Consider the following 22820-nt stretch of genomic DNA (forward strand, 5'->3'; position numbering starts at 1 on the left):
ATTTATTTATACAATACTTTCTTAACAGCCTTAACAACCTCATCGCTGTTTGGCAGCCATTCTTCAAGTAAAACTGGCGAATAAGGTGCAGGTGTATCTGCAGTATTGATTCTTACAATTGGTGCATCTAAATAATCAAATGCTTCAGCTTGAACGAAATAAGTGATCTCCGTAGATACATTTCCAAATGGCCATGCCTCTTCTAAAATTACCAATCTATTCGTTTTCTTTACCGATTTTAAAACCGCTTCTTTATCTAAAGGACGTACGGTACGTAAATCGATAATTTCACATGAAATACCTTCTTTTTCCAATTCATCGGCCGCTTTGTAAGCTTCTTTGATGATTTTCCCAAAAGAAACAATAGTAACATCGGTTCCTTCACGCTTAATATCGGCAACACCTAAAGGTAAAATATATTCGCCTTCTGGCACTTCGCCTTTATCACCATACATTTGCTCGCTTTCCATAAAAATAACTGGATCGTCATCACGAATAGCCGCTTTTAACAACCCTTTCGCATCGTATGGATTTGACGGCACTACCACTTTTAAACCTGGTGTATTTGCAAACCAGCTTTCAAAAGCTTGTGAGTGTGTAGCTCCTAATTGTCCTGCAGAGGCTGTGGGGCCACGGAAAACAATCGGACATTTAAACTGCCCACCAGACATTTGTCTGATTTTGGCAGCATTATTAATAATTTGGTCAATACCAACAAGAGAAAAGTTGAAGGTCATGTACTCTACTATTGGTCTATTTCCTGTCATGGTAGATCCTACAGCTATACCGGCAAAACCAAGTTCAGCAATTGGTGTATCAATAACACGTTTTGGACCAAATTCATCTAACATACCTTTTGATGCTTTATACGCACCATTATATTCAGCTACCTCTTCCCCCATCAAGTAAATGCTTTCATCTCTGCGCATTTCTTCACTCATAGCTTCGCAAATAGCTTCTCTAAATTGAATTGTCTTCATTAAATATATTTTAATTCGAGTTGCAAAAATAACAATAAATGACTTACCTTTTTAAAAGAATTATTTAAAATTTATTATGCATGCATAATAAATATTCAAAATAAAATAATTAACTTCGTAACCTCAATAAATTTATCCTTATTTAATACATCATAATTATGAAAATATTAGTGTGCATTAGTCATGTTCCAGACACCACATCTAAAATTAATTTTACAGAAGGCAATACAAGATTCGATACCAATGGCGTACAATTTGTAATTAATCCAAATGACGAATTTGGCTTAACACGTGCCATGTGGTTTAAAGAAAAACAAGGTGCCAATGTTACAGTTGTAAATATTGGAGGCGCAGAAACCGAACCTACTTTACGCAAAGCTTTGGCTATTGGTGCTGACGCTGCCATACGAGTAAATACGGTAGCTACCGATGGTTTTTCGGTTGCAAAACAATTAGCACACGTTGTTAAAGATGGTGGTTACGATTTGGTAATTGCAGGTCGTGAATCTATCGATTATAACGGCGGCATGGTTCCTGGCATGATTGCCGGCTTAATTAACGCAAATTTCGTAAACAACTGCATCAATTTAGAAGTTGACGGAAACAATGTAAAAGCTGTAAGAGAAATTGATGGTGGAAAGGAAACCTTGTCAACGTCTTTACCACTTGTAATTGGCGGACAAAAAGGTTTGGTAGAAGAAAGCGATTTACGTATTCCAAACATGCGCGGAATCATGATGGCGCGCCAAAAACCACTAACCGTTTTAGATCCTATTGACGCAAATAACGAAACATCGTCTATTAAGTTTGAAAAACCAACTCCAAAAGGCGCCGTAAAATTAGTGTCACCAGACAATTTAGATGAGTTGGTAAACTTACTTCACAACGAAGCAAAGGTTATTTAATTTGTCATTCCTGCGGAAGCAGGAATCCACGTTGAATAAAAAAGTAATAATGAGATCCTGAAACAAGTTCAGGATGACAAAAGAAAAAATTATGTCAGTTTTAGTATATACAGAATCAGAACAAGGAAAATTTAAAAAAATAGCTTTTGAAGTGGCTTCATATGCCAAAGCTGTTGCCAACCAATTGGGTACTACTGTTACAGCCATTACAATAAACGCTAACGATGTTTCTGAATTAGGAAACTATGGCGTTGATAAAGTTTTAAAAGTTTCAAACCCACAATTAGACGCTTTTAATGCTAAAGGTTATTCAGAAGCCATTCAACAAGCCGCAGAAAAAGAAGGCACAAAAGTAGTCGTTTTAAGTTCTAGCGCTAACAGTAAATATGTAGCGCCACTTTTAGCGGTAGGTTTAAATGCGGGTTACGCTTCCAATGTTATAGAAGCACCTTCAAGCACATCACCTTTTACTGTAAAACGCCCTGCTTTTACCAATAAAGCATTTGAAACATTAACCATAAACACAGATATTAAAATTGTGGGTGTTTCAAATAACTCGTTTGGATTGGTTGAAAAAAGTGGTAGCGCTTCCGTGGAAGATTTTTCGCCTACAATTTCAGATTTGGGCATTAAAGTAGAATCGGTTGACAAAGCTTCCAACAAAGTAAGTATTGCCGATGCCGAAATAGTAGTATCTGGAGGTCGCGGATTAAAAGGTCCAGAAAACTGGGGGATGATTGAAGAATTAGCCTCTGTTTTGGGTGCTGCAACAGCATGTTCTAAACCAGTTTCAGACTTAGGTTGGAGACCTCATGGTGAACACGTGGGGCAAACAGGAAAACCCGTAGCTTCTAATTTATATATTGCCATTGGTATTTCAGGTGCTATTCAACACTTAGCGGGTATTAATGCTTCCAAAGTAAAAGTTGTAATTAACACCGACCCTGAAGCACCTTTCTTTAAAGCTGCCGATTATGGTGTTGTTGGTGATGCTTTTACGGTAGTACCAGAACTTATTGAAAAATTAAAAGCCTTTAAAGCGCAGCAATAAATTATTTTTTTATAACTTGTATTGTTTTAAGAACTGCTTAAATTAGCATTATATTTTTAAATCTGCCTTTGCAGTTGGTAAAGTCCTAATTTAAACAGTTCTTTGCGTTTTTATAAATTTATGAGTTTAGTTAGATTAAATATTAAAGGAATATCCTATAGCCAAACCCAAAACGGCGCTTACGCATTGATTTTAAACGAAGTAGATGGCGACCGAAAATTACCTATAGTTATTGGCGCTTTTGAAGCTCAATCCATTGCTATTGCTTTAGAAAAAGAAATCCGACCTCCTAGACCTTTAACACACGATTTATTTAAAAATTTTGCCGATCGATTTGATATTGTTGTAAAACAAGTCATTATTCACAAATTGGTTGATGGTGTTTTTTATTCTAGCTTAATTTGCGAACGCGATAAAATTGAAGAAATTATAGATGCCAGAACCAGTGATGCTATTGCATTGGCGTTACGTTTTGATGCACCTATTTTTACTTATAAAAACATTCTTGACAAAGCTGGTATTTATTTAAAAGTAAACCCTAAAAAAGAGGATGAAGACGATGATGCCCAAGACAGCGTTTTAATGGACGAGTTGATTGCTAATGAACTAGAACCAAATGCACCCCGCGAAAGCTATAAAGGAAAAACATTACAAGAATTACATAAATTATTAGACGAAGCTGTTGCCAATGAAGATTATGAAAAGGCCGCACATATTCGAGATGAAATTTCAAAAAGAGAATAACTTATTTTATCACTCCGCTTTTTATGAAAAAATTATTTTTGTCTATTGCTTTAATCTTAGTAGTATTTACATCACCAATCACAGCACAAGACAAAGATAAAGATAAAATAACCGTTCAAGATACTGCTTCAAATGAGGTTACAAATACACCTTCTTTAGAAAACAACATTGTTGACACCGCCTCTAAAATCAACATATCTGAACAAGAAGAAGAAACAGCCACTTTAGAATCTAAACCTATTATCCCAAGTCAAGGTTTTTCAATAAGCAGCCTGTGGCGAGGAGCTTTAGGTATGGTTTCTTTAATTTTTATAGCTTTTTTATTTAGCAGCAACCGAAAAGCCATTAATTGGAAAATTGTTGCTATTGGTTTAGCGTTTCAAATACTGATTGCAATAGGAGTTTTAAAAATAGCATTCATTAAATTATTTTTTGATTATTTGGGAAAGACTTTCAATAAAGTTTTAACATTTACAGAAGCAGGTACAAACTTTTTGTTCAGTTCATTTGTTTCAGGGACAATTGAAAGCCCAATGGTAAATTTTGCTGTTTCTATTTTACCAACAATTATTTTCTTTTCAGCTCTTACGTCAGTTTTATTTTATTTAGGAATTATACAAAAGGTCGTAAAATCATTAGCTTGGTTATTAACAAAAATACTTGGGATTTCTGGCGCAGAAAGTTTAAGTGTCGCTGGGAACATTTTTTTAGGACAAACTGAAGCTCCGCTAATGATAAAAGCATATCTGGAAAAAATGAACAAATCGGAAATACTTTTAGTGATGATTGGCGGTATGGCTACAGTAGCTGGAGGTGTTTTGGCTGTTTATATTAAATTTTTAGGTGGTGATGACATAGCCTTAAGAGAATTTTTTGCAAGCCACTTGTTGGCAGCATCGGTCATGGCTGCTCCAGGTGCCATAGTTATTTCAAAAATTTTATATCCACAAACAGAACCAATCAATACAGAGATAAAGGTATCCCAGGATAAAATTGGCTCTAATATACTTGATGCTATTGCAAATGGTACAACAGAAGGTTTAAAATTGGCTGTTAATGTTGCTGCAATGCTATTGGTTTTTGTTGCCTTTATAGCAATGGTGAATTATGGCTTACTTAAATTTGGAAGTATTGGAGGAATTAACGAGTGGGTTTCATCAAATACCCCATATAGCAACCTCTCGCTAGAATCAGTTTTAGGAACAATTTTCGCTCCACTTATGTGGCTTATTGGAGTAGCTAAGGAAGATATAATGCTAATGGGGCAACTAATCGGAATTAAATTGGCCGCAAGTGAGTTTATTGGCTATATGCAATTAGTTGAGCTTAAAAACGCTTCAAATGCTCTACATTTAAATTACCAAAAATCGATAGTAATGGCTACTTATATGCTTTGTGGTTTTGCAAATTTTGCATCTATAGGCATTCAAATAGGTGGCATTGGTTCCTTGGCACCGGGGCAACGTAAAACCTTATCTCAATTTGGCATGAAGGCACTTATTGGCGGTAGTATTGCGTCCTTAGTTTCCGCTACTATTGCTGGTATGATTATTGGATAAAAATTTTAAGAAGCTAGAAGTCTTTTCCATTTTAGTTAATAACTTTATGATATTTCATAAAACATAGACACTTGCTACAGAAGCTTTTTTTTTATATTTTTAACTCCATTTTAATTTGAGTTTAACTTTAAACAGATTCCTGCTTTCGCAGGAATAAATCCATGAAGCAATATCACGACTTAGTAAAACACGTTTTAGAGAACGGAAATGAAAAAGGAGACCGTACTGGCACTGGCACAAAAAGTGTTTTTGGTTATCAAATGCGATTTGATTTAAGCGAAGGCTTTCCTATGGTAACCACCAAAAAACTACATCTAAAATCGATAATTTACGAGCTGCTTTGGTTTCTAAAAGGCGACACCAATATTAAATATTTAACTGAAAACGGCGTACGTATTTGGAATGAATGGTCTGATGAAAATGGTGATTTAGGCCCTGTGTACGGACACCAATGGCGTAACTGGAATAGCGATGACATTGACCAAATTAAAGAAGTTATTGATACCCTAAAAAACAACCCGAATAGCAGACGCATGTTGGTTTCTGCTTGGAACCCTTCGGTATTACCCGATACTTCAAAAAGCTTTAGCGAAAACGTTGCCAATGGTAAAGCCGCATTGCCTCCTTGCCATGCTTTTTTTCAATTTTATGTTGCTGAAGGAAAATTATCTTGTCAATTATACCAACGTAGTGCCGATATCTTTCTAGGTGTTCCTTTCAATATAGCGTCTTATGCTTTATTCACTATGATGGTGGCACAAGTTTGTGGCTATGAAGCTGGAGAATTTATTCACACTTTTGGTGATGCGCATATTTACAGCAACCATTATGAACAATTGGAATTACAACTTTCTAGAGATATTAGACCGCTACCAAAAATGATATTAAACCCTAAAGTAAAAGACATTTTCGATTTTACTTTTGAAGATTTCACCTTGGTAGATTACAATCCGCATCCACATATAAAAGGTATTGTTGCTATTTAATAATTATGAAAAAAACAATTGTTCTATTGGCATTAATACTAAGTGCCATATCATTTTCACAAGAACAAGAAATTGACAGTTTAAATACTGATAAAAACACTAAAGTTGCTTCTTTTGAAGTTATAGAACATGTGCCAGTTTATAAAGGTTGTGACGATTCTATGAGTAATATAGAACTTAAAAACTGCATGGCAAATTCTATCTATAAGCATATTGCAAAAAACTTTAATACAAGCATCTCTAATGGTTTAGGCATTCCAGATGGTAAAGTTAGAATTAATGTAATTTTTAAAATAAATAGAGAAGGTAATATCGTTGATGTAATAGGAAAAGCACCACATCCTGTTTTAGAGGAAGAAGCTATTAGAGTTATTAAATTGCTGCCCAAAATGGACAAACCTGCTTACCAGAGAGGTAATCCTGTAACTGTTCCATATTCATTACCTATAATATTTAATGTTGTAAACCCTAAAAAAGTAGCAAAACCACGAAAATAAAAACAAAAAAAGTGCCTTCTAATGAAAGCACTTTTTTGTTTAATTTAAGGATTTAACTAAACATTTACTACGCTGTTATCAGCAGAAGCAAAATCATTCCATACATAAGCATCAGCAGCATCATCATTTACAAATGCATCATCTACTAAGTATTTAAACTCATATGAGTTGTCTTGATCTAAATCTACAGTACCTTTAAAAGTACCATTTTTTAATTTTTTAAGTGGGGTAGCTTTAGCATTCCATTCATTAAAACTTCCTACAACAGATACTTTTTTAGCATCTTCTGCTAGTATAGAAAAAGTTACTTTGCATACGGGTTTGCTTTTTAAATATTGTTTCGTAATAGCCATAATTTTATTTTTTGTGTTGTTTTATACCGCAAATTTATAAAAGAATTTCTGAGACTTAGTCTTTTAATCTATTAAACAACAAAGAATTATGAATTTAATAATATGACTTCATAAAAATTTAAAGTAAACAATAATTGCAGCATGTTATTTATATTATTATCAACGCGAATTTTTTATTTGTGGTTGATTTTCAGACACTTCATAACAAAAACATTTTCAAAAATTTAAGGTATCGAAGATTCTAAATATATCATTATGAATCATTAAAAAGCATTAACTTTACAAATTATTTTCAAGTATTATGTTCGGCAAAAAGAAAGACATCCCACAAATAGATAAAGACCAATTAGAGCTTATTCAAAACGCACAAAAGCGCATCAAACAAAAAAAGCGTTTATACATTCATTTTGTAGTTTTCCTTATAGGTTCTGTTTTTTTAATCTTGTTTAATTTAGGATTAGGTTTTGGTGAAAACTTTACACCACTAGACACCAATTGGTTTGTGTTTGCTATTTTATTTTGGTTGTTTTTATTTTTATACCACGCGTTTAATGTATTCATCACTCATAAATTTATGGGTAAAGCTTGGGAACAACAACAATTGAACAAGTTGGTTGCCAAACAACAAGCGCGTATTGAAAAACTTAAACAAGAATTACCAGAAGACACATCACTACTAAAAAAAAAAGCGATTAACCATACAACCAATCTTACAATAATTGTTGCTGCTGCCGAAAATGACGCTATTGGCAAACACAATAAATTAATTTGGCATATAAGTGATGATTTAAAAAGATTTAAAACACTTACAAGCGGACACCATATTATTATGGGGCGTAAAACATTTGAAAGTTTCCCCAAACCTCTACCCAATAGAACACATGTAGTTATTACCAGAAATTCAAACTATCAAGTTCCTGAAGGCGTTATAGTGGTGCATACTTTAGAAGACGCTATTAAAGCGAGTGCAAGCGACCCTCAACCATATGTAATTGGTGGTGGTGAAATTTACAAACAGGCCATTTTAGTTGCCAATAAAATTGAATTAACTCGCGTTCATGCATCTTTTCCAGCCGACACCTTTTTCCCAAAAGTAGATACCTCCATTTGGAAAGAAACAAATTCAGTTTTTCATAAAAAAGATGACAAAAATGAATTTGATTTTACGTTTTTAACCTATGAAAGATCCTAAAATCATATCCTATTTATGATTTCATATCAAATTGCAATTTAAACCTCCTTCACAGTTAAGAAGACGAAACCCTATTTATAAGTGTTTGAAAATCAATAATTAAAACATTAAAAACAGTGTTTATCTTTTTATATTGGAAGCTCTTATTTAAAATTACATTTTGTATGCAAAAACATACATAATCAGTCTATTATTGTTTTTTTAAATGTTTTTCATCGATTTTATGTTAAAAAAATTGTTTGAATTAAAAAAAAATATACTTTCGTGCAATCGATTACAATTTAGTGTGAATTTCATTAATTAATTATAATCGATCAACTAAAACTATATTAATACTTAAATTAAAATCATGAAAAAACTATTACTTTGTATGATCATCTTGCTTGCCTCAGTTCAAGTATGGTCGCAAACAGTAACAATTAATGAATCTGGCGGTTGGTTTGAATCTGCTTACGTAAAATGGCAACCAATTGCAGAAGCCGAAAGCTATAATGTGTACTACACAGGTGAAGGCATTACTAACAAAAAAATTGATACACAATTAATAAGATGCTACAATAACAACACCTATAGAGCAGATGTATTAGGCTTAAAGGCAGGCACTTACACACTATCTGTTGTACCTGTAATTAGTGGTGTTGAAGGAAATGCAAGTACAACATCTTCTATTACAGTAATCCCACATGATAGAGCTGGATTTGCTTTTTCAAACAACAGAATAGCTGGCGCGTATAACCTTGATGGTACAGTAATGACTGGTGCTGTAATTTTATACATTACTGAAGACACAAAAAACACAATAGAACTAAATGTTACAGGTGCTAATGCAAATCCTTGTATCGGGCTTCAAACTATTTTAGATGGTTTCAAAAAAGGTAACGACACACGCCCTTTAATAGTTCGTTTAATTGGTCAAATTACAGACCCTTCTTATTTACTCAATGGTGATGTTGTAATTGAAAACAAGCAAAATGCAAACAGCCACATTACTCTTGAAGGTGTTGGCGATGATGCTGTAGCCGATGGTTGGGGTATTCGAATTAAAAATGCTTCTAATATTGAAATAAGAAATATTGGCACCATGAACTGTAATAGTGGTGAAGGAGATAATATTGGTTTACAACAAGATAACGATCATATATGGGTACATAATGTAGACTTCTTTTATGGCGATGCTGGAGGTGATGCCGATCAAGCTAAAGGCGATGGTGCTTTAGATTGTAAACGTTCTACACATGTAACATTTTCATATAATCACTTTTGGGATTCTGGAAAATCTAATCTTCTTGGACTTAGTGAAACGCAAGGTGATCCTGATTTATTAATTACTTACCACCATAACTGGTATGACCATTCCGATTCTCGTCATCCACGTGTGCGCTATTATACTGCGCACGTATACAACAATTATTACGACGGAAATTCAAAATATGGTGTAGGTTCAACCTTAGGATCTTCAGTATTCGTAGAAAACAACTATTTTAGAAACTGTAAATATCCGATGCTGACCTCATTACAAGGCACTGATATTTTCTATGGTTTTCCAACCTTTTCGGGTGAAGATGGTGGAAGCATTAAGGCATTTGGAAACACCATATTAGGTGCAACACGATTTGACCCATATGGAGCTGATGGCCCTACAACCTCTACAGTAGAATTTGATGCTGTTGTTACTGCAACTAGAAATGAAACGGTTCCAAACACTATCACTTCTAAAGTTGGTGGTAACACTTATAATAATTTTGACACCAACGGCGTGTTATGGTATGCCTATGCACCAGATTCTCCTGAAGATGCTAAAACAAACGTAATGCAATATTCTGGAAGACTAAATGGTGGCGATTTCTCTTGGACATTCAACAATGCTGTTGATGATGCTTCTTCAAATGTAAATACAGCATTAAAATCAGCACTTACTTCTTACAGTACTAACTTAGTTTGTGTACAAGGTATAAACGAACCGCCAAGTAGCCAAACTTTAGTGCTTACTTCTGGAAGTAAAGACCAGAACGTAACTGAAGGTAATGCTATAAATAGTATTGTATTTACCTGGGGTGGCGATGCAACAGATGTTACTGTTACGGGTTTACCTGCTTCTGGAATTAGTTTTGTTAAAGATATACCATCAAAAACAGTTACCATTTCTGGAACACCTACTGCAGAAATTAATTATACAGTTACTACTTCCGGTGCTTCAGGCACACCGGTATCAGAATCTGGAACAATAACGGTAGGTTCTGCTCCTACTGGAGATTTAATTCACAACTTTACTATATCAGAAAAAACAAGTACTTTTTATACTATTTCTGGAAACATGAACTCAACTAACGGAACGCAAAATTATGATGGGTTAACTTTAACTAGACGTTTAAAAATTGAATCTGCAACATCTATCACTTATACAACTACAGCAGTTTCTAGTTTAACACTAGTTTTTGATGCAGATTTTACAGGAAAAATAAAGCTTGACAATGTAGATTATACGGCATCAGCAGGTATTGTTACAATTCCAAATATTCCTGCAGGAGCACATTCAATTACTAAAAATAATACTACGAATCTTTTTTACATAAAAACGGTTTACACAACACTGGGCTTAGATAAAAATACTGAAATTTTAAAACTAAAACTTTATCCTAACCCAGTTGCAAGTACGTTTCAAATTGAAACTCGAGCCAAAATTGAAGAAATAAAAATTTACAGCATGGTAGGCACTTTAGTGAAAAGCATTAAAAGTGATTCAAAATCTGTTGATATTAGTAGCCTAAGTACTGGTAGCTACTTACTAAACGTATACACTAACGAAGGTGTACACAAACAAATAATTATTAAAAAATAATTATTTGATTAATAGCACTAAAAGGCTTCCTATGTTGGAAGCCTTTTTGGTTTATAACATAGGCAATAACAGAATATAAACTTATTGCTATTCATATTTTAATTAATTTTAAAAAACTTTTATTCGTTTAAATATGAAATTATTAAAAACTTCTTTGCTAATATTTTTATACTTTTTAATTAATGAAACGCAAGCTCAAAGAAATTCAAATGCATTATCATGGCAAATGAATGTAGCTTACAACAATTATTTATTACACGATGTTCATGAACAATATGCTAATCGTGAAATAAGCTTTAATGAAGCTCTTAAAACAAAAAAAAGCATCTTAAAATATAGAGATAAAAGCATTAAAAATTACAAAAGTATTATTGGAGACTTACCCGAAAAAAGCAAACTAAATGCCCAAATTTTAGGTGTTACTCAATTTGAAGGTTTTAGAATTGAAAAGGTTATTTTTGAAAGTATTCCCAAACGCTATGTAACCGCAAATCTATACATACCTAATGGCAATGGTCCTTTTCCTGTTACTCTAGAATTATGTGGTCATGGACTTGGTGGAAAAATACCATCTTCAAATGCTGCTAGACTTCTAGCATTAAACAAAATTGCTGTCTTGGTAGTTGATCCTATTGGTCAAGGCGAACGTATTCAATTTGTGGATAATGAAAGTAAATCACAAACTCGTGGAGCTACAACTGAACATACCTTACTTAATATGGGTGCTAATTTAATTGGAACAAGCTTAGCTGCTTATGAATATTGGGATAACCACCGTGCTATTGATTATCTAGAAAGCCGTCCGGATATAGATAAAAATCGCATTGGTGTCTATGGCAGTTCAGGTGGCGGTACGCAGGTAGCTTATATGCTTGGTCTTGACCAACGTATTAAAGTAGCTACCATTTGCAGTTATTTTACACAACGTGAAAAAGTTCTAGAAATTTATGGTGCTTCTGATGGTTGTCAGCATATACCATACGAAGGCAGAGAACAACTTGAAATCGCTGATTTTGCACTTATGATGGCACCAAAACCTTTGTTAATAATGTCTGGCAAATATGATTTTGTCGATTATTGGGGTGCTACACAAGCATTTAAAGGTCTTAAAAATGCTTATACCACTTTAGAAAGTCCTGAAAAAATAAGTATGTTTTCTGCAGAAAGTGGTCATGGGATGCCAAAACCTAAACGAGAAGCAATGGCTACTTGGTTTAAAAAATGGTTTTACAATGATGACACTCATGTAACTGAAAGCGATCATATCCAAATACCTTTAGATGCTTTACAATGCACCTCAACTGGGCAGGTTATAACTGCTATTCATGATAATGTGTCTATCCCAGAATATCACAAAGAGTTGTATAATAATTATAATAAAGAAAGAATCATATTTTTAAAAAATGAGGAAACTATTATTAAAAGTAAGGTTTTAGAATTGCTAGGAATTGAAATTCCAAAAGACGATATTCACATTCAAAAAACAGGTTCAAGTAGTTTAAGAAAATTTGATTTACACAAATATCAAATAAATAGAAACGGACAAATGCCTTTACCTTGCTTAGTTTTAATACCAGAAAATGTAAGCATAAAAAGCAATATCGTTTTATACTTAAATGAAAGTGGAAAAAACGATGTGTTTTCTAATGAAAGTCTTATTGATGATTATATAAACCAAGGCACAATTTTAATTCTTGCCGATTTACGTGGGTTTGGTGAAACTGCCGACCCATCAAATCTTAACGACTCTAAATATTGGAACTGGGAATACCGAAATGCCATGGCAAGCATGCATATTGGCAAACCTATTATGGGGCAACGGATAATTGATGTGATAACAATTCTCGATTTTATTAATAAAACACCAACTTTAAATAGTAAAGAAATCAAATTAATAGCAAATGGTTTGTATGGCCCAACTGCCATTCATGCTACGTATTTAGATAACCGAATTAACCAAACCGAAGTATCTAGGTCCATAAAATCTTTTTACAATTATCTAGAAAACCCATTACAAAAAGATATTTACACCAATGTTTTATATGGTGTAATAAAATATTATGACTTAAAAGATTTGATGCAACTTTCTGGTAAAAACAGGATTCGCTTTGTTGATTAATCAATAAATTTTAACTACGATTTTAATTAGCTTTGTAGCATGATGAAAATTTGGCATTTACAGTTTGTTTATTTGTTATTGACATTTGCAGTTACTAACTCTTGTGCATTAACAGGTAAATGGGCTAGTACAGTTACAGGTAAAAACATCACTTACAAAATAACTGAAGCAAAAAACCCTGTTAAAGACTACAAAGGCAATTACGCTACTATAGTATATCTTGAAAATTTAGGATTTGACAAACTTGGACAAAATAGCAATAAAGAAGATGTAAATTGGTTACTTTCAAAAGGTTATCGTGTTATCGAATTTGATTATAAAAAAAACAAAAACGCTTCAGCTACAACAATAAACAAAGATATTATAGCTATTAACAATCAATTAGCATCTGGTAATTTCTGTGGATTAAACAACTGCTCAACCAACAATTCATATATTTTATTTGAAGGTTATAGAATAGCTAAAAACATTCCTTATTTTAAAGATAATCCTAATATTTACAATACACCTGAAGCATATACCGAAGGCGACATGTTATACATGGATATCATTTATCCAGCCAATACAACTAAAACTGTCCCCATAGTTTTATCGTTTTCCTACAGCAACAGTTATGCAACTTTTGATAGCAAAACAGGCAAATTAACCAATGCAAATAAAGATTTACGAACGTTTCTACCTTACACATTTGCTGGCTTTAACGATTCCTTTTTAGAAGGTTTACCAGCACATAATATAGCTTGGGCAATTGCCGACCACCCAAAGTATTGTCCTTGGGGTAGTGGAAAACCCATTAATGGCAAAAACGATACTTATAAATCCTATCAAGTCAATCCAGATACAGCACAAAAAGTAAAATCTGCCATTCGTACGTTACGTTCCATGAGTGATGAATTAGGACTTTCAGGAAAAATTGGTATTTACGGATTTTCACGTGGCTCTACAGCTGGGTCTATGGCCATTGGCGATAAAATTGTTCCTGAATTTGAAAATACAGGTTTTAATATTGGTGTTTCTGATGATGTGCAAGCGGCAGCCCTTGGCCCAGGCGTTTTCGATTATACTCAAATTTATAATACATTAAATGATGGTGATGAAAATCTAGAAATCAGATGTCCGTGGGCTTGGGGAAGTTTAGAAGATAATTATAGTTTATGGGAAACTATGGGCGCTAGCTATTTAGTAGAATCTTCAAAAACCGCACCTGTTTTGTTTTTCTATAATACAGATGATGCACCGTATTATCATGATCAAATTTCAAATTTCAAAGCAAAATTAGATGCACATAAAGTACCTAATGCTTCTTTAATTAATTACGGAACTGGTCATGCTGTACCGCAAACTTCTAAAGCATTAAATACACTTTATTCTTTTTTTAAAAAATACTTAAACCCTTCAATAGTTACTGTTAGTATTAAAAAAGATGTTGTTTATTTCACTGAAAACAACGACTCCATTTTAAATTATCAAATTGCTGAAAAATCTTTAAATGGCACTTATAAAAGATCTAATTACATTCACCCACTTTACACATTAGACGGTGAGGTTTTAACCGAAGATTTCCCTGAAGACCACCTACACCATAGAGGCATTTTTTGGGCATGGCATCAATTATACATTGAAAATAAACGTATAGGTGATGGTTGGGAAATTGAAAATTTCAGTTGGGATGTTACTTCAGTTAAGGAAATTAAACAACCTGATAATTCCAAAGCTATACAAGCAAACGTTTTTTGGAAATCGAACCAATGGTTAGATGCTAATGGCAATGAAAAACCCGTAGTTAAAGAAACTACAACTATTCGTGTTTACCCAAAAGAAAAAAATTACCGAGAAATTGATATTGAAATTTCCATACTTGCTTTGGAAGAAAATATGCGAATAGGTGGTTCTGAAGACGCTAAAGGTTACGGTGGGTTTTCCCCAAGAATTAAACTAACAGATGACATTTTTTTTAAAAGTTCAGAAGGAGAAGTAACCCCTACAAATTTACCATTGGAAGCCGATAATTGGATGGATATTTCTGGAGCTTTAGGTAAAGATGGAAAACAAGCCGGACTTACCATATTGTGCCATCCCAATAATCCAGAGCCTTCAAACCAATGGATATTACGTACCAAACGCAGTATGCAAAATGCTGTGTATCCATATCCTGGGGCTATTTCTGTATCACTATCCACTATTCAACCTACCGTTTTACGTTATCGTTTGGTTGTCCACAATGGAGGTATTAACACCTTAGACATGCCTACTATTTATAAAAACTATACGAATCAATAATTATAAATAGCTTTCATTAGATATTGAATAAATCCAATAGTATTTTCACTAATTTTGCCCCATGGTAAAAGAACTTCAGCTTCGTATTTCACTTAAAGAAGAAGAGCGCAACGATATTTTGGCGCAAAAAGCGTCGCATATCCTTGATATTGATAAGGAAGATATTACAGGAATAAAAGTGCTCCGAAAATCTATTGATGCCCGAAAGCCAAAAATCTTTTTCAACTATAAAGTAGCTGTTTATATTCGTGAAGCATTACCTAAAACATCCGAATATCAATTTGATTATAAAGATGTTTCAAAAGAAAAACCCATCCACATCATTGGCTTTGGTCCCGCAGGTATGTATGCTGCATTGCGTTGTATTGAATTGGGTTTCAAGCCCATTGTTTTAGAACGTGGTAAAAACGTAAAAGACCGTCGTCGCGATTTAAGAGCCATCAACCAAGACCATTTTGTGAATGAAGATTCCAATTATTGTTTTGGTGAAGGTGGTGCCGGAACGTATTCAGACGGTAAACTATATACACGAAGTTTAAAACGTGGCGATGTACGCCGTATTTTTGAAAACCTCGTATTTCATGGTGCTACCGACCAAATTTTGGTAGATGCGCATCCACATATAGGCACCAACAAACTGCCTAAAGTAGTGCAGAATATTCGGGAAACGATTTTAAAATTTGGAGGCGAAATTCATTTTGAAACCCGCGTTACCGATTTCATTATAAAAAACAACAAAGTACAGGCTATTCAGTTAAACAATAGCGATGAAATGCCTGCCAACCGTGTTATTTTAGCAACGGGACATTCGGCTAGAGATATTTTCTATTTACTCCATAAAAAAGAAATTGCTTTAGAAGCCAAATCGTTTGCTATGGGCGTTCGGGTTGAACATCCGCAGCATATTATAGATGCAATCCAATACCATTGCAGTGGAGAACGTCATGAATTACTACCTGCTGCTTCCTACAGTTTGGTACAACAAGTAAACGAACGTGGTGTATATTCATTTTGTATGTGTCCGGGTGGATTTATAGTACCTGCAGCCACAGCCAATGGCGAAGTGGTGGTAAATGGTATGTCGCCTTCAAAACGCAATAACTTATTTGCCAATTCGGGCATTGTGGTTGAAATTGATGTACACAGAGATTTACCAAAATACGAGCAATTTGGCGCGTTAAAAGGTTTGGAATATCAAAAAACCCTAGAGCGTATGGCATTTACAGCAGGCGGACGCAGTCAAGTAGCGCCCGCACAACGACTAACCGATTTTGTAGAAGGACGCTTATCGGCAGATTTAAACCCTACCTCCTACCAGCCTGGATTAAATTCAGCACCATTACATTCGCTTTTACCTAAATTAATAGGTAGCAGATTGCGAAAAGGCTTTGAAGCATTCGGACAAAAAATGCGCGGTTATTATACTTCCGAAGCTAATATTGTTGGTGTAGAATCAAGAACCTCTTCGCCTGTTTGTATTCCTAGAAACGAACATTTAGAACATCCGCAAATTGAAGGTTTGTTTCCTTGTGGTGAAGGTGGCGGTTATGCAGGTGGCATCGTGTCGGCTGCTATGGATGGTGAACGTTGTGCCGAAGCTGCAACAAAAAATCTATAATGACTTTAATGACTGAAAAAGAGAAAATGCTGGCAGGGGCCATGTACAGTCCTTCTGACCCTGAATTGGTAAAAGCACGCCATCGGGTTCGCTTGTTGTTTCATAAATTCAATAGTTTAAGTGAAGAACATTTAGAAGAACGTCAAAAAATACTATATCAAATATTTGAAAATGCTGGTGAAAATTTATTTATAGAACCTCCTTTTCATTGCGATTATGGCAGCAATATTAAAGCAGGAAAAAATCTGTTTATGAATTTCAATTGCTGCATTTTAGATGTTGCCGAGGTAACCATTGGCGATAATTGCATGTTTGCGCCTCATGTTCAAATCTATACAGCAACGCACCCTTTAGAATTTAAAGCTAGAAATAGTGGTAAAGAGCTAGCGAAACCAGTAACCATAGGAAATAATGTTTGGATTGGTGGAAACGCTACCATTTGCCCAGGTGTTACTTTAGGGAACAATGTGGTGGTTGCCGCTGGTGCTGTTGTTACTAAAAGTTTTCCTGATGATGTTGTAATTGGCAGTAATCCGGCTAAAATTATTAAAACCATCAATAATCGCTAAAATTATAATTCTTATTTTTGCAGCACTTAAAAATTACCAACTATGAATGCATATATTTTCCCTGGACAAGGAGCACAATTTACAGGAATGGGTTTAGAACTATATAAAAACTCGCCATTAGCTCAAGAATTATTTGAACAAGCAAACGAGATTCTTGGCTTCAATATCACAGATATCATGTTTGAAGGAACTCCTGAAGCCTTAAAGGAAACAAAAGTAACACAACCCGCTATATTTTTACACTCAGTCATTTTAGCAAAAACTTTAGGCGCAAGCTTTAAACCAGATATGGTTGCTGGACATTCCCTTGGAGAATTTTCAGCATTAGTTGCCAATGGCGCATTAAACTTTGAAGACGGTTTAAAATTGGTATCGCAACGTGCTTTGGCTATGCAAAAAGCTTGCGAATTACAACCAAGCACCATGGCTGCCGTTTTAGGTTTAGATGATGCCATTGTAGAAAGCGTATGTGCTGCTACCGAAGGTGTTGTAGTAGCTGCAAATTATAACTGCCCTGGTCAATTAGTGATTTCTGGTGAAATTGATGCTATTAATAGAGCTTGTGAAGCTATGAAAGAAGCAGGTGCAAAACGCGCTTTGGTATTACCTGTTGGTGGCGCATTCCACTCGCCTTTAATGGAACCTGCCCGTGAAGAATTGGCAGCCGCTATTGAAAATACAACTTTTAGCAAACCAAATTGTCCTATTTACCAAAATGTAACCGCTAATGCTGTTATTGATGAAGCGGCCATAAAAGCCAATTTAATTTCACAATTAACAGCACCTGTGCGTTGGACACAATCTGTACAACAAATGGTTACAGATGGCGCTACTTTATTTACTGAAGTTGGTCCTGGTAATGTGTTACAAGGGTTAGTAAAAAAAATAAATAGAGACGCACAAACCGCTTCAGCTAGTTTATAATGAAATCAACCAAACGTACGGCATACATATTACTTGTAATTGTTATAACCATTGCCATAGACCAAATTTCAAAGGTTTTGGTTAGAACACACATTCAGCCTAGAACAGATTTACATCCTGGTGAACGCATATCAATTATTGGCGATGCCTTTATTATGATGAATGTTGAAAACACAGGTGCTTTTTTAGGTATGGGCAGCGATTTAAATCCGACACTAAGAATCATCTTATTACTTATATTACCTATTCTAGTTCTTGGCTTTGTTTTACGTCATATTCTAAAGGATAAAAGTATTGATAATTGGTCGCTTTTTGCATTCGCTAGTATTATTGGAGGTGGTATAGCCAATGTTTACGACCGCATTGTTTATGGCTCAGTTACCGATTTTTTCTTTATCGATTTAGGTGGTGTATTTAAAACAGGTATTTTTAATATGGCAGACCTATCGGTAACCACAGGTATGTTTATCTTATTATTTGTTAGTTTTGGGAAGAAAAAAGAAAGTGACGACATAGAAAAAACTGTTTAAAAGAATCCTTTCTAAACTTCATTTCATAAAAAACAAAAAGGCTGCAAAATTAATTTTGCAGCCTTTTTTTATATGTCCATTTTTCATGAAGAATTAATTGTTCCCTCTTACTTTCTGCTCCCATTTCCAAGCGGAACGCATCGCATCATCTAACGATAATTTTGTTTTCCAACCTAATTCATCATTCGCTTTTGTGGTATCGGCATAAGCTGAAATGATATCACCTTCTCTTCTGCCTACAATTTTATAATTCAACTTTTTACCAGAAACCTTCTCGAAAGATTTTACCACTTCCAATACAGAACTTCCTTTTCCTGTTCCTAAATTAAAGGTTTCGTAATTGGCTTTGTTCTTATTTTCCAAAAGACGTTTTAGTGCTATAACGTGTGCTTTAGCTAAATCGACCACATGAATATAATCACGAATACACGTTCCATCTGGCGTAGGATAATCATCACCAAAAATAGATAGTTGTTCCCTTAATCCAATAGCGGTTTGCGTAATAAAAGGCACCAAGTTTTGCGGTACACCTATGGGCAATTCACCAATATTAACGGACTCGTGTGCCCCAACTGGATTAAAATAACGCAAAGCAATTGCTTTCATATTTGGCGTTACTTTACACGTATCGCTTATAATTTCTTCCCCTATTTGCTTGGTGTTACCATAGGGCGATTCCGCTTGTTTCACTTGTGCATTTTCGGTAATTGGCAATTCGTCTGCTTGCCCATAAACCGTACACGAAGAACTGAATATAAAACTTGCTTCTGGCAGTTTTTTTAATTCTTTCAGAATATAAACCAAGGTACTTATATTGTTTTCATAATACAATAAAGGTTCTTGAACGCTTTCACCAACCGCTTTACTTGCCGCAAAATGAATAACACCTTTTATATCATTGTGTTTTGCAAAAAATGCTTCAACACCTGCTTTCTCTTTTAAATCAAGCTTTTCAAAAAGTGGCTTTTTCCCAGTAATGGCTGCAATACCATCTAATACATTAATTGATGAATTTGACAAATCGTCAATAACAACTACTTCGTAGCCTTCGTTTTGCAATTCTACAACGGTGTGCGAGCCTATAAAACCTAAACCACCGGTAACTAATATTTTATCCATTTATAAATTTTATGATTGTTGATGTAATGAATTCTATTTGTTCATCATCTAATTCTGTGTGCATTGGCAATGAAATAACATCTTTTACCAATTGATTGGTAACTGGAAAATCGGCTTCATTATATCTTGAATCTTCATATGCTTTTTGCTTATGAAGTGGTATTGGGTAATACACGCCACAAGGAATTCCTTTTTCATTCAAATGTTTTACTAAAGCGTCTCTATCAACTCCTAAAACTCGTAAAGTATATTGATGAAATACGTGACAATCACAAGTATCACAAATAGTTTTACACCCATTTGATACTTTGGGCGTTATTATTTTAGTTATACCTTCAAAAGCTTTATTATACTTTTGGGCTGCAATTTGTCTTGCTTTGTTGTATTTATTTAAATGTGGCAATTTCGCATCTAAAACAGCCGCTTGAATACTATCTAAACGAGAATTCACCCCCACTACATCATGGTGGTAACGCTCGTACATACCGTGGTTTACAATCCCTCGAATGGTATGCGCTAACGCATCATCATTTGTAAAAATAGCGCCGCCATCGCCATAACATCCTAAGTTTTTAGATGGAAAAAATGAGGTTGATGCCACATGACCTATCGTTCCTGCCTGTGCCTTTTTTCCGTTTTTAAAGGTGTAATTGGCACCAATAGCTTGGGCATTATCTTCAATTACAAATAAATTATGCGCTTTGGCCAGTTCCATAATAGCTTCCATATTGGCACATTGTCCAAATAAATGCACAGGTACAATGGCTTTGGTTTTTGGCGTAATGGCTTTTTTTATGGCTTCAATGTTAATATTAAAGTCATCTTCATTCACATCAACCAAAACAGGCGTTAACTGTAAAAGTGCTATCACCTCAACAGTGGCAGCAAATGTAAAATCGGCAGTAATAACCTCATCTCCTGGTTTCAAACCCAGACCCATCATCGCAATTTGCAACGCATCGGTGCCGTTAGCACATGGAATGACGTGTTTTACTCCTAAATATTGCTCTAAATTCTTTTGAAATTGGTGAACTTTTGGTCCGTTTATATAAGCGGTTGTTTCTAAAACTTCTTGGATTGAAGAATTAACAAGGTCTTTAATTCCATCATATTGACCTTTAAGATCAACCATTTGAATTTTTTTCATTTGAAAAATATAAGATTATAGATATAGAAAGCTCTATACTTTAATAAGTCACGAAATTACAAAATTAGTACACGGTAACCAATGAAATTATTTTAAAGAAATGTATTTTTACGCCAAACAATTAAGTTTTGGGTTTTATTTACAACATTGGTATGCATCTGGCACATTTTGGTTTAAAATGTGCATCGCCATTTAACGAAAAAATTAAGAGTGGGGTTCTTGGGAGACAAAACACCTTTAAAATCCTAAGAGAAAACTTAATGCCTCAGGACAAAACCCTTTGGTTTCATTGCGCATCCTTAGGCGAATATGAACAAGGGCTTCCTGTTTTTAAAGCATTGAGAGAACAATTTAAAACGCACAAAATTGTGCTTAGTTTTTTTTCACCCTCGGGTTATGAAATTAGAAAAAACTCACCCATTACAGATGTTGTAATTTATCTTCCTCTGGACACTAGAGCGAATGCTAAACGGTTTTTAGACCTGGTTAACCCCGAACTTACCGTTTTTGTTAAATATGATATTTGGCCTAATTTCTTAAATGAAGTAAAAAGAAGAAACCTAAAAGCCATTTTAATTTCGGCAGCGTTTCGGGAAAATCAATCCTTTTTTAAATTTTATGGGAATCAATTACGGAATGCCTTATTTGCTTTTGAACATATTTTCACCCAAAACAACACTTCAAAAAAACTGCTTGAATCTATAAATTACAATAAGGTAACTGTTTCGGGCGATACACGGTTTGATCGAGTTTCCAGTCAGTTAACTATCGATAACACGTTAGATTTTATTGAGACTTTCAAACAAGACAAACTTTGTGTTGTTGCTGGCAGCTCATGGCCAGAAGATGAAAGTTTGCTTATTAATTTTATTAATTCGGAAGCTTCAAAAGACGTGAAGTTTATTATTGCACCGCATAACATCAAACCTACACAAATAAAAAACATTCAAGAAAAACTGACTGTTGAAAGTGTTTTGTTTTCTGAGAAAAGCAACAAAAACCTTGAAACCACCCAAGTTTTTATCATAGATACTATTGGCATCCTTTCAAAAATTTACAGTTATGCCGATATCGCTTATGTTGGTGGTGCGATGGGCACAACGGGACTGCACAATACCTTAGAACCTGCTGTTTTTGGCGTTCCGATTATTATTGGATGCCACCATGAAAAATTTCCAGAGGCACAAGACATGATTGATAGAGGCGGTATGTTTTCTATTTCAAACCAAAAAGAATTTAACCGTATTTTGAGTGAACTGATTCAAAACAACCAAAAACGGTTACTTGCCGGAAAAAACAATTTGGAATACATAGAAACCAACAAAGGTGCCGTAAATAAAATATTGGCACACCTAAATTTATAAATTAAAAAAGGGTTGCTTATTAAATTGGCAACCCTTTTTTATGA

19 protein-coding genes are annotated in these 22820 nt (G+C 34.5%); 15 read left to right on the forward strand and 4 right to left on the reverse strand.

All coding sequences use genetic code 11. From position 1 onward, the window contains the following. Positions 1–2: 2 nt before the first annotated feature. A complete protein-coding gene (locus ACGK9U_RS08735; RefSeq protein WP_394465987.1) occupies positions 3–980 on the reverse strand; it encodes a pyruvate dehydrogenase complex E1 component subunit beta in 978 nt (325 codons plus the stop codon). Between the two features lie 158 nt (positions 981–1138). On the opposite strand from ACGK9U_RS08735, the gene ACGK9U_RS08740 reads away from it, so the two are divergent. From ACGK9U_RS08740 to ACGK9U_RS08765, 6 genes are all read left to right on the forward strand, one after another. Continuing rightward, entirely contained in the window at positions 1139–1885 is a 747-nt protein-coding gene (locus tag ACGK9U_RS08740; RefSeq protein WP_394465988.1) for an electron transfer flavoprotein subunit beta/FixA family protein, read from the forward strand. Positions 1886–1976: 91 nt separating this feature from the next. Beyond that, positions 1977–2936: an electron transfer flavoprotein subunit alpha/FixB family protein gene (locus ACGK9U_RS08745; protein WP_394465989.1), complete on the forward strand. Its 960-nt coding sequence runs from the start codon at positions 1977–1979 to the stop codon at positions 2934–2936. Between the two features lie 120 nt (positions 2937–3056). Then, positions 3057–3680, forward strand: coding sequence for a bifunctional nuclease domain-containing protein (locus ACGK9U_RS08750; protein ID WP_394465990.1), 624 nt, complete (start codon positions 3057–3059; stop codon positions 3678–3680). Between the two features lie 23 nt (positions 3681–3703). Next, complete coding sequence (locus ACGK9U_RS08755) at positions 3704–5239, forward strand: NupC/NupG family nucleoside CNT transporter (protein WP_394465991.1); 1536 nt, start codon at positions 3704–3706, stop codon at positions 5237–5239. 161 nt (positions 5240–5400) lie between these two features. Next, positions 5401–6225 carry a thymidylate synthase gene (locus ACGK9U_RS08760; protein ID WP_394465992.1) on the forward strand — a complete coding sequence of 275 codons (825 nt, stop codon included), beginning with the start codon at positions 5401–5403 and terminating at the stop codon, positions 6223–6225. Between the two features lie 5 nt (positions 6226–6230). Beyond that, positions 6231–6722, forward strand: coding sequence for an energy transducer TonB (locus ACGK9U_RS08765; RefSeq protein WP_394465993.1), 492 nt, complete (start codon positions 6231–6233; stop codon positions 6720–6722). A gap of 56 nt (positions 6723–6778) precedes the next feature. Here the strand turns inward: ACGK9U_RS08765 and ACGK9U_RS08770 are convergent, their stop codons facing one another. Continuing rightward, positions 6779–7075 (reverse strand): isoamylase early set domain-containing protein, encoded by a 297-nt coding sequence (locus ACGK9U_RS08770; protein ID WP_394465994.1) that lies wholly within the window; start codon positions 7073–7075, stop codon positions 6779–6781. A 301-nt stretch (positions 7076–7376) separates the two neighbouring features. Here ACGK9U_RS08770 and ACGK9U_RS08775 point away from each other — a divergent pair, with 301 nt between their 5' ends. The 8 genes from ACGK9U_RS08775 (at position 7377) to lspA (ending at position 19146) form a co-directional block, all read left to right on the forward strand. Next, on the forward strand, positions 7377–8267 hold the full coding sequence (locus ACGK9U_RS08775; protein ID WP_394465995.1) for a dihydrofolate reductase: 891 nt from the start codon (positions 7377–7379) through the stop codon (positions 8265–8267). Positions 8268–8616: 349 nt separating this feature from the next. After that, complete coding sequence (locus ACGK9U_RS08780) at positions 8617–11106, forward strand: T9SS type A sorting domain-containing protein (RefSeq protein ID WP_394465996.1); 2490 nt, start codon at positions 8617–8619, stop codon at positions 11104–11106. Between the two features lie 133 nt (positions 11107–11239). Continuing rightward, positions 11240–13225: an alpha/beta hydrolase gene (locus tag ACGK9U_RS08785; RefSeq protein WP_394465997.1), complete on the forward strand. Its 1986-nt coding sequence runs from the start codon at positions 11240–11242 to the stop codon at positions 13223–13225. A gap of 39 nt (positions 13226–13264) precedes the next feature. Further along, the gene (locus tag ACGK9U_RS08790) at positions 13265–15505 is read left to right on the forward strand and encodes a DUF6807 family protein (protein ID WP_394465998.1); all 2241 of its coding nucleotides are present in this window, start codon (positions 13265–13267) and stop codon (positions 15503–15505) included. Between the two features lie 61 nt (positions 15506–15566). Continuing rightward, positions 15567–17123 (forward strand): NAD(P)/FAD-dependent oxidoreductase, encoded by a 1557-nt coding sequence (locus ACGK9U_RS08795; protein ID WP_394465999.1) that lies wholly within the window; start codon positions 15567–15569, stop codon positions 17121–17123. 8 nt (positions 17124–17131) lie between these two features. Next, the gene (locus tag ACGK9U_RS08800) at positions 17132–17692 is read left to right on the forward strand and encodes a sugar O-acetyltransferase (RefSeq protein ID WP_394466000.1); all 561 of its coding nucleotides are present in this window, start codon (positions 17132–17134) and stop codon (positions 17690–17692) included. A 42-nt stretch (positions 17693–17734) separates the two neighbouring features. Next, entirely contained in the window at positions 17735–18616 is an 882-nt protein-coding gene (gene fabD, locus ACGK9U_RS08805; protein WP_394466001.1) for an ACP S-malonyltransferase, read from the forward strand. Next, positions 18616–19146 (forward strand): signal peptidase II, encoded by a 531-nt coding sequence (gene lspA, locus ACGK9U_RS08810; protein WP_394466002.1) that lies wholly within the window; start codon positions 18616–18618, stop codon positions 19144–19146. Before fabD ends, lspA begins: the two co-directional genes overlap by 1 nt. A gap of 93 nt (positions 19147–19239) precedes the next feature. Here the strand turns inward: lspA and galE are convergent, their stop codons facing one another. Continuing rightward, the gene (galE, locus tag ACGK9U_RS08815) at positions 19240–20265 is read right to left on the reverse strand and encodes a UDP-glucose 4-epimerase GalE (RefSeq protein ID WP_394466003.1); all 1026 of its coding nucleotides are present in this window, start codon (positions 20263–20265) and stop codon (positions 19240–19242) included. After that, positions 20258–21412, reverse strand: coding sequence for a DegT/DnrJ/EryC1/StrS family aminotransferase (locus ACGK9U_RS08820; RefSeq protein WP_394466004.1), 1155 nt, complete (start codon positions 21410–21412; stop codon positions 20258–20260). Before ACGK9U_RS08820 ends, galE begins: the two co-directional genes overlap by 8 nt. Before the next feature lie 128 nt (positions 21413–21540). Here ACGK9U_RS08820 and ACGK9U_RS08825 point away from each other — a divergent pair, with 128 nt between their 5' ends. Continuing rightward, positions 21541–22776 (forward strand): 3-deoxy-D-manno-octulosonic acid transferase, encoded by a 1236-nt coding sequence (locus ACGK9U_RS08825; RefSeq protein ID WP_394466005.1) that lies wholly within the window; start codon positions 21541–21543, stop codon positions 22774–22776. Positions 22777–22820 lie beyond the last annotated feature (44 nt).

Source organism: Mariniflexile sp. HNIBRBA6329 (genome assembly GCF_043558645.1).
GTDB lineage: Bacteria > Bacteroidota > Bacteroidia > Flavobacteriales > Flavobacteriaceae > Mariniflexile.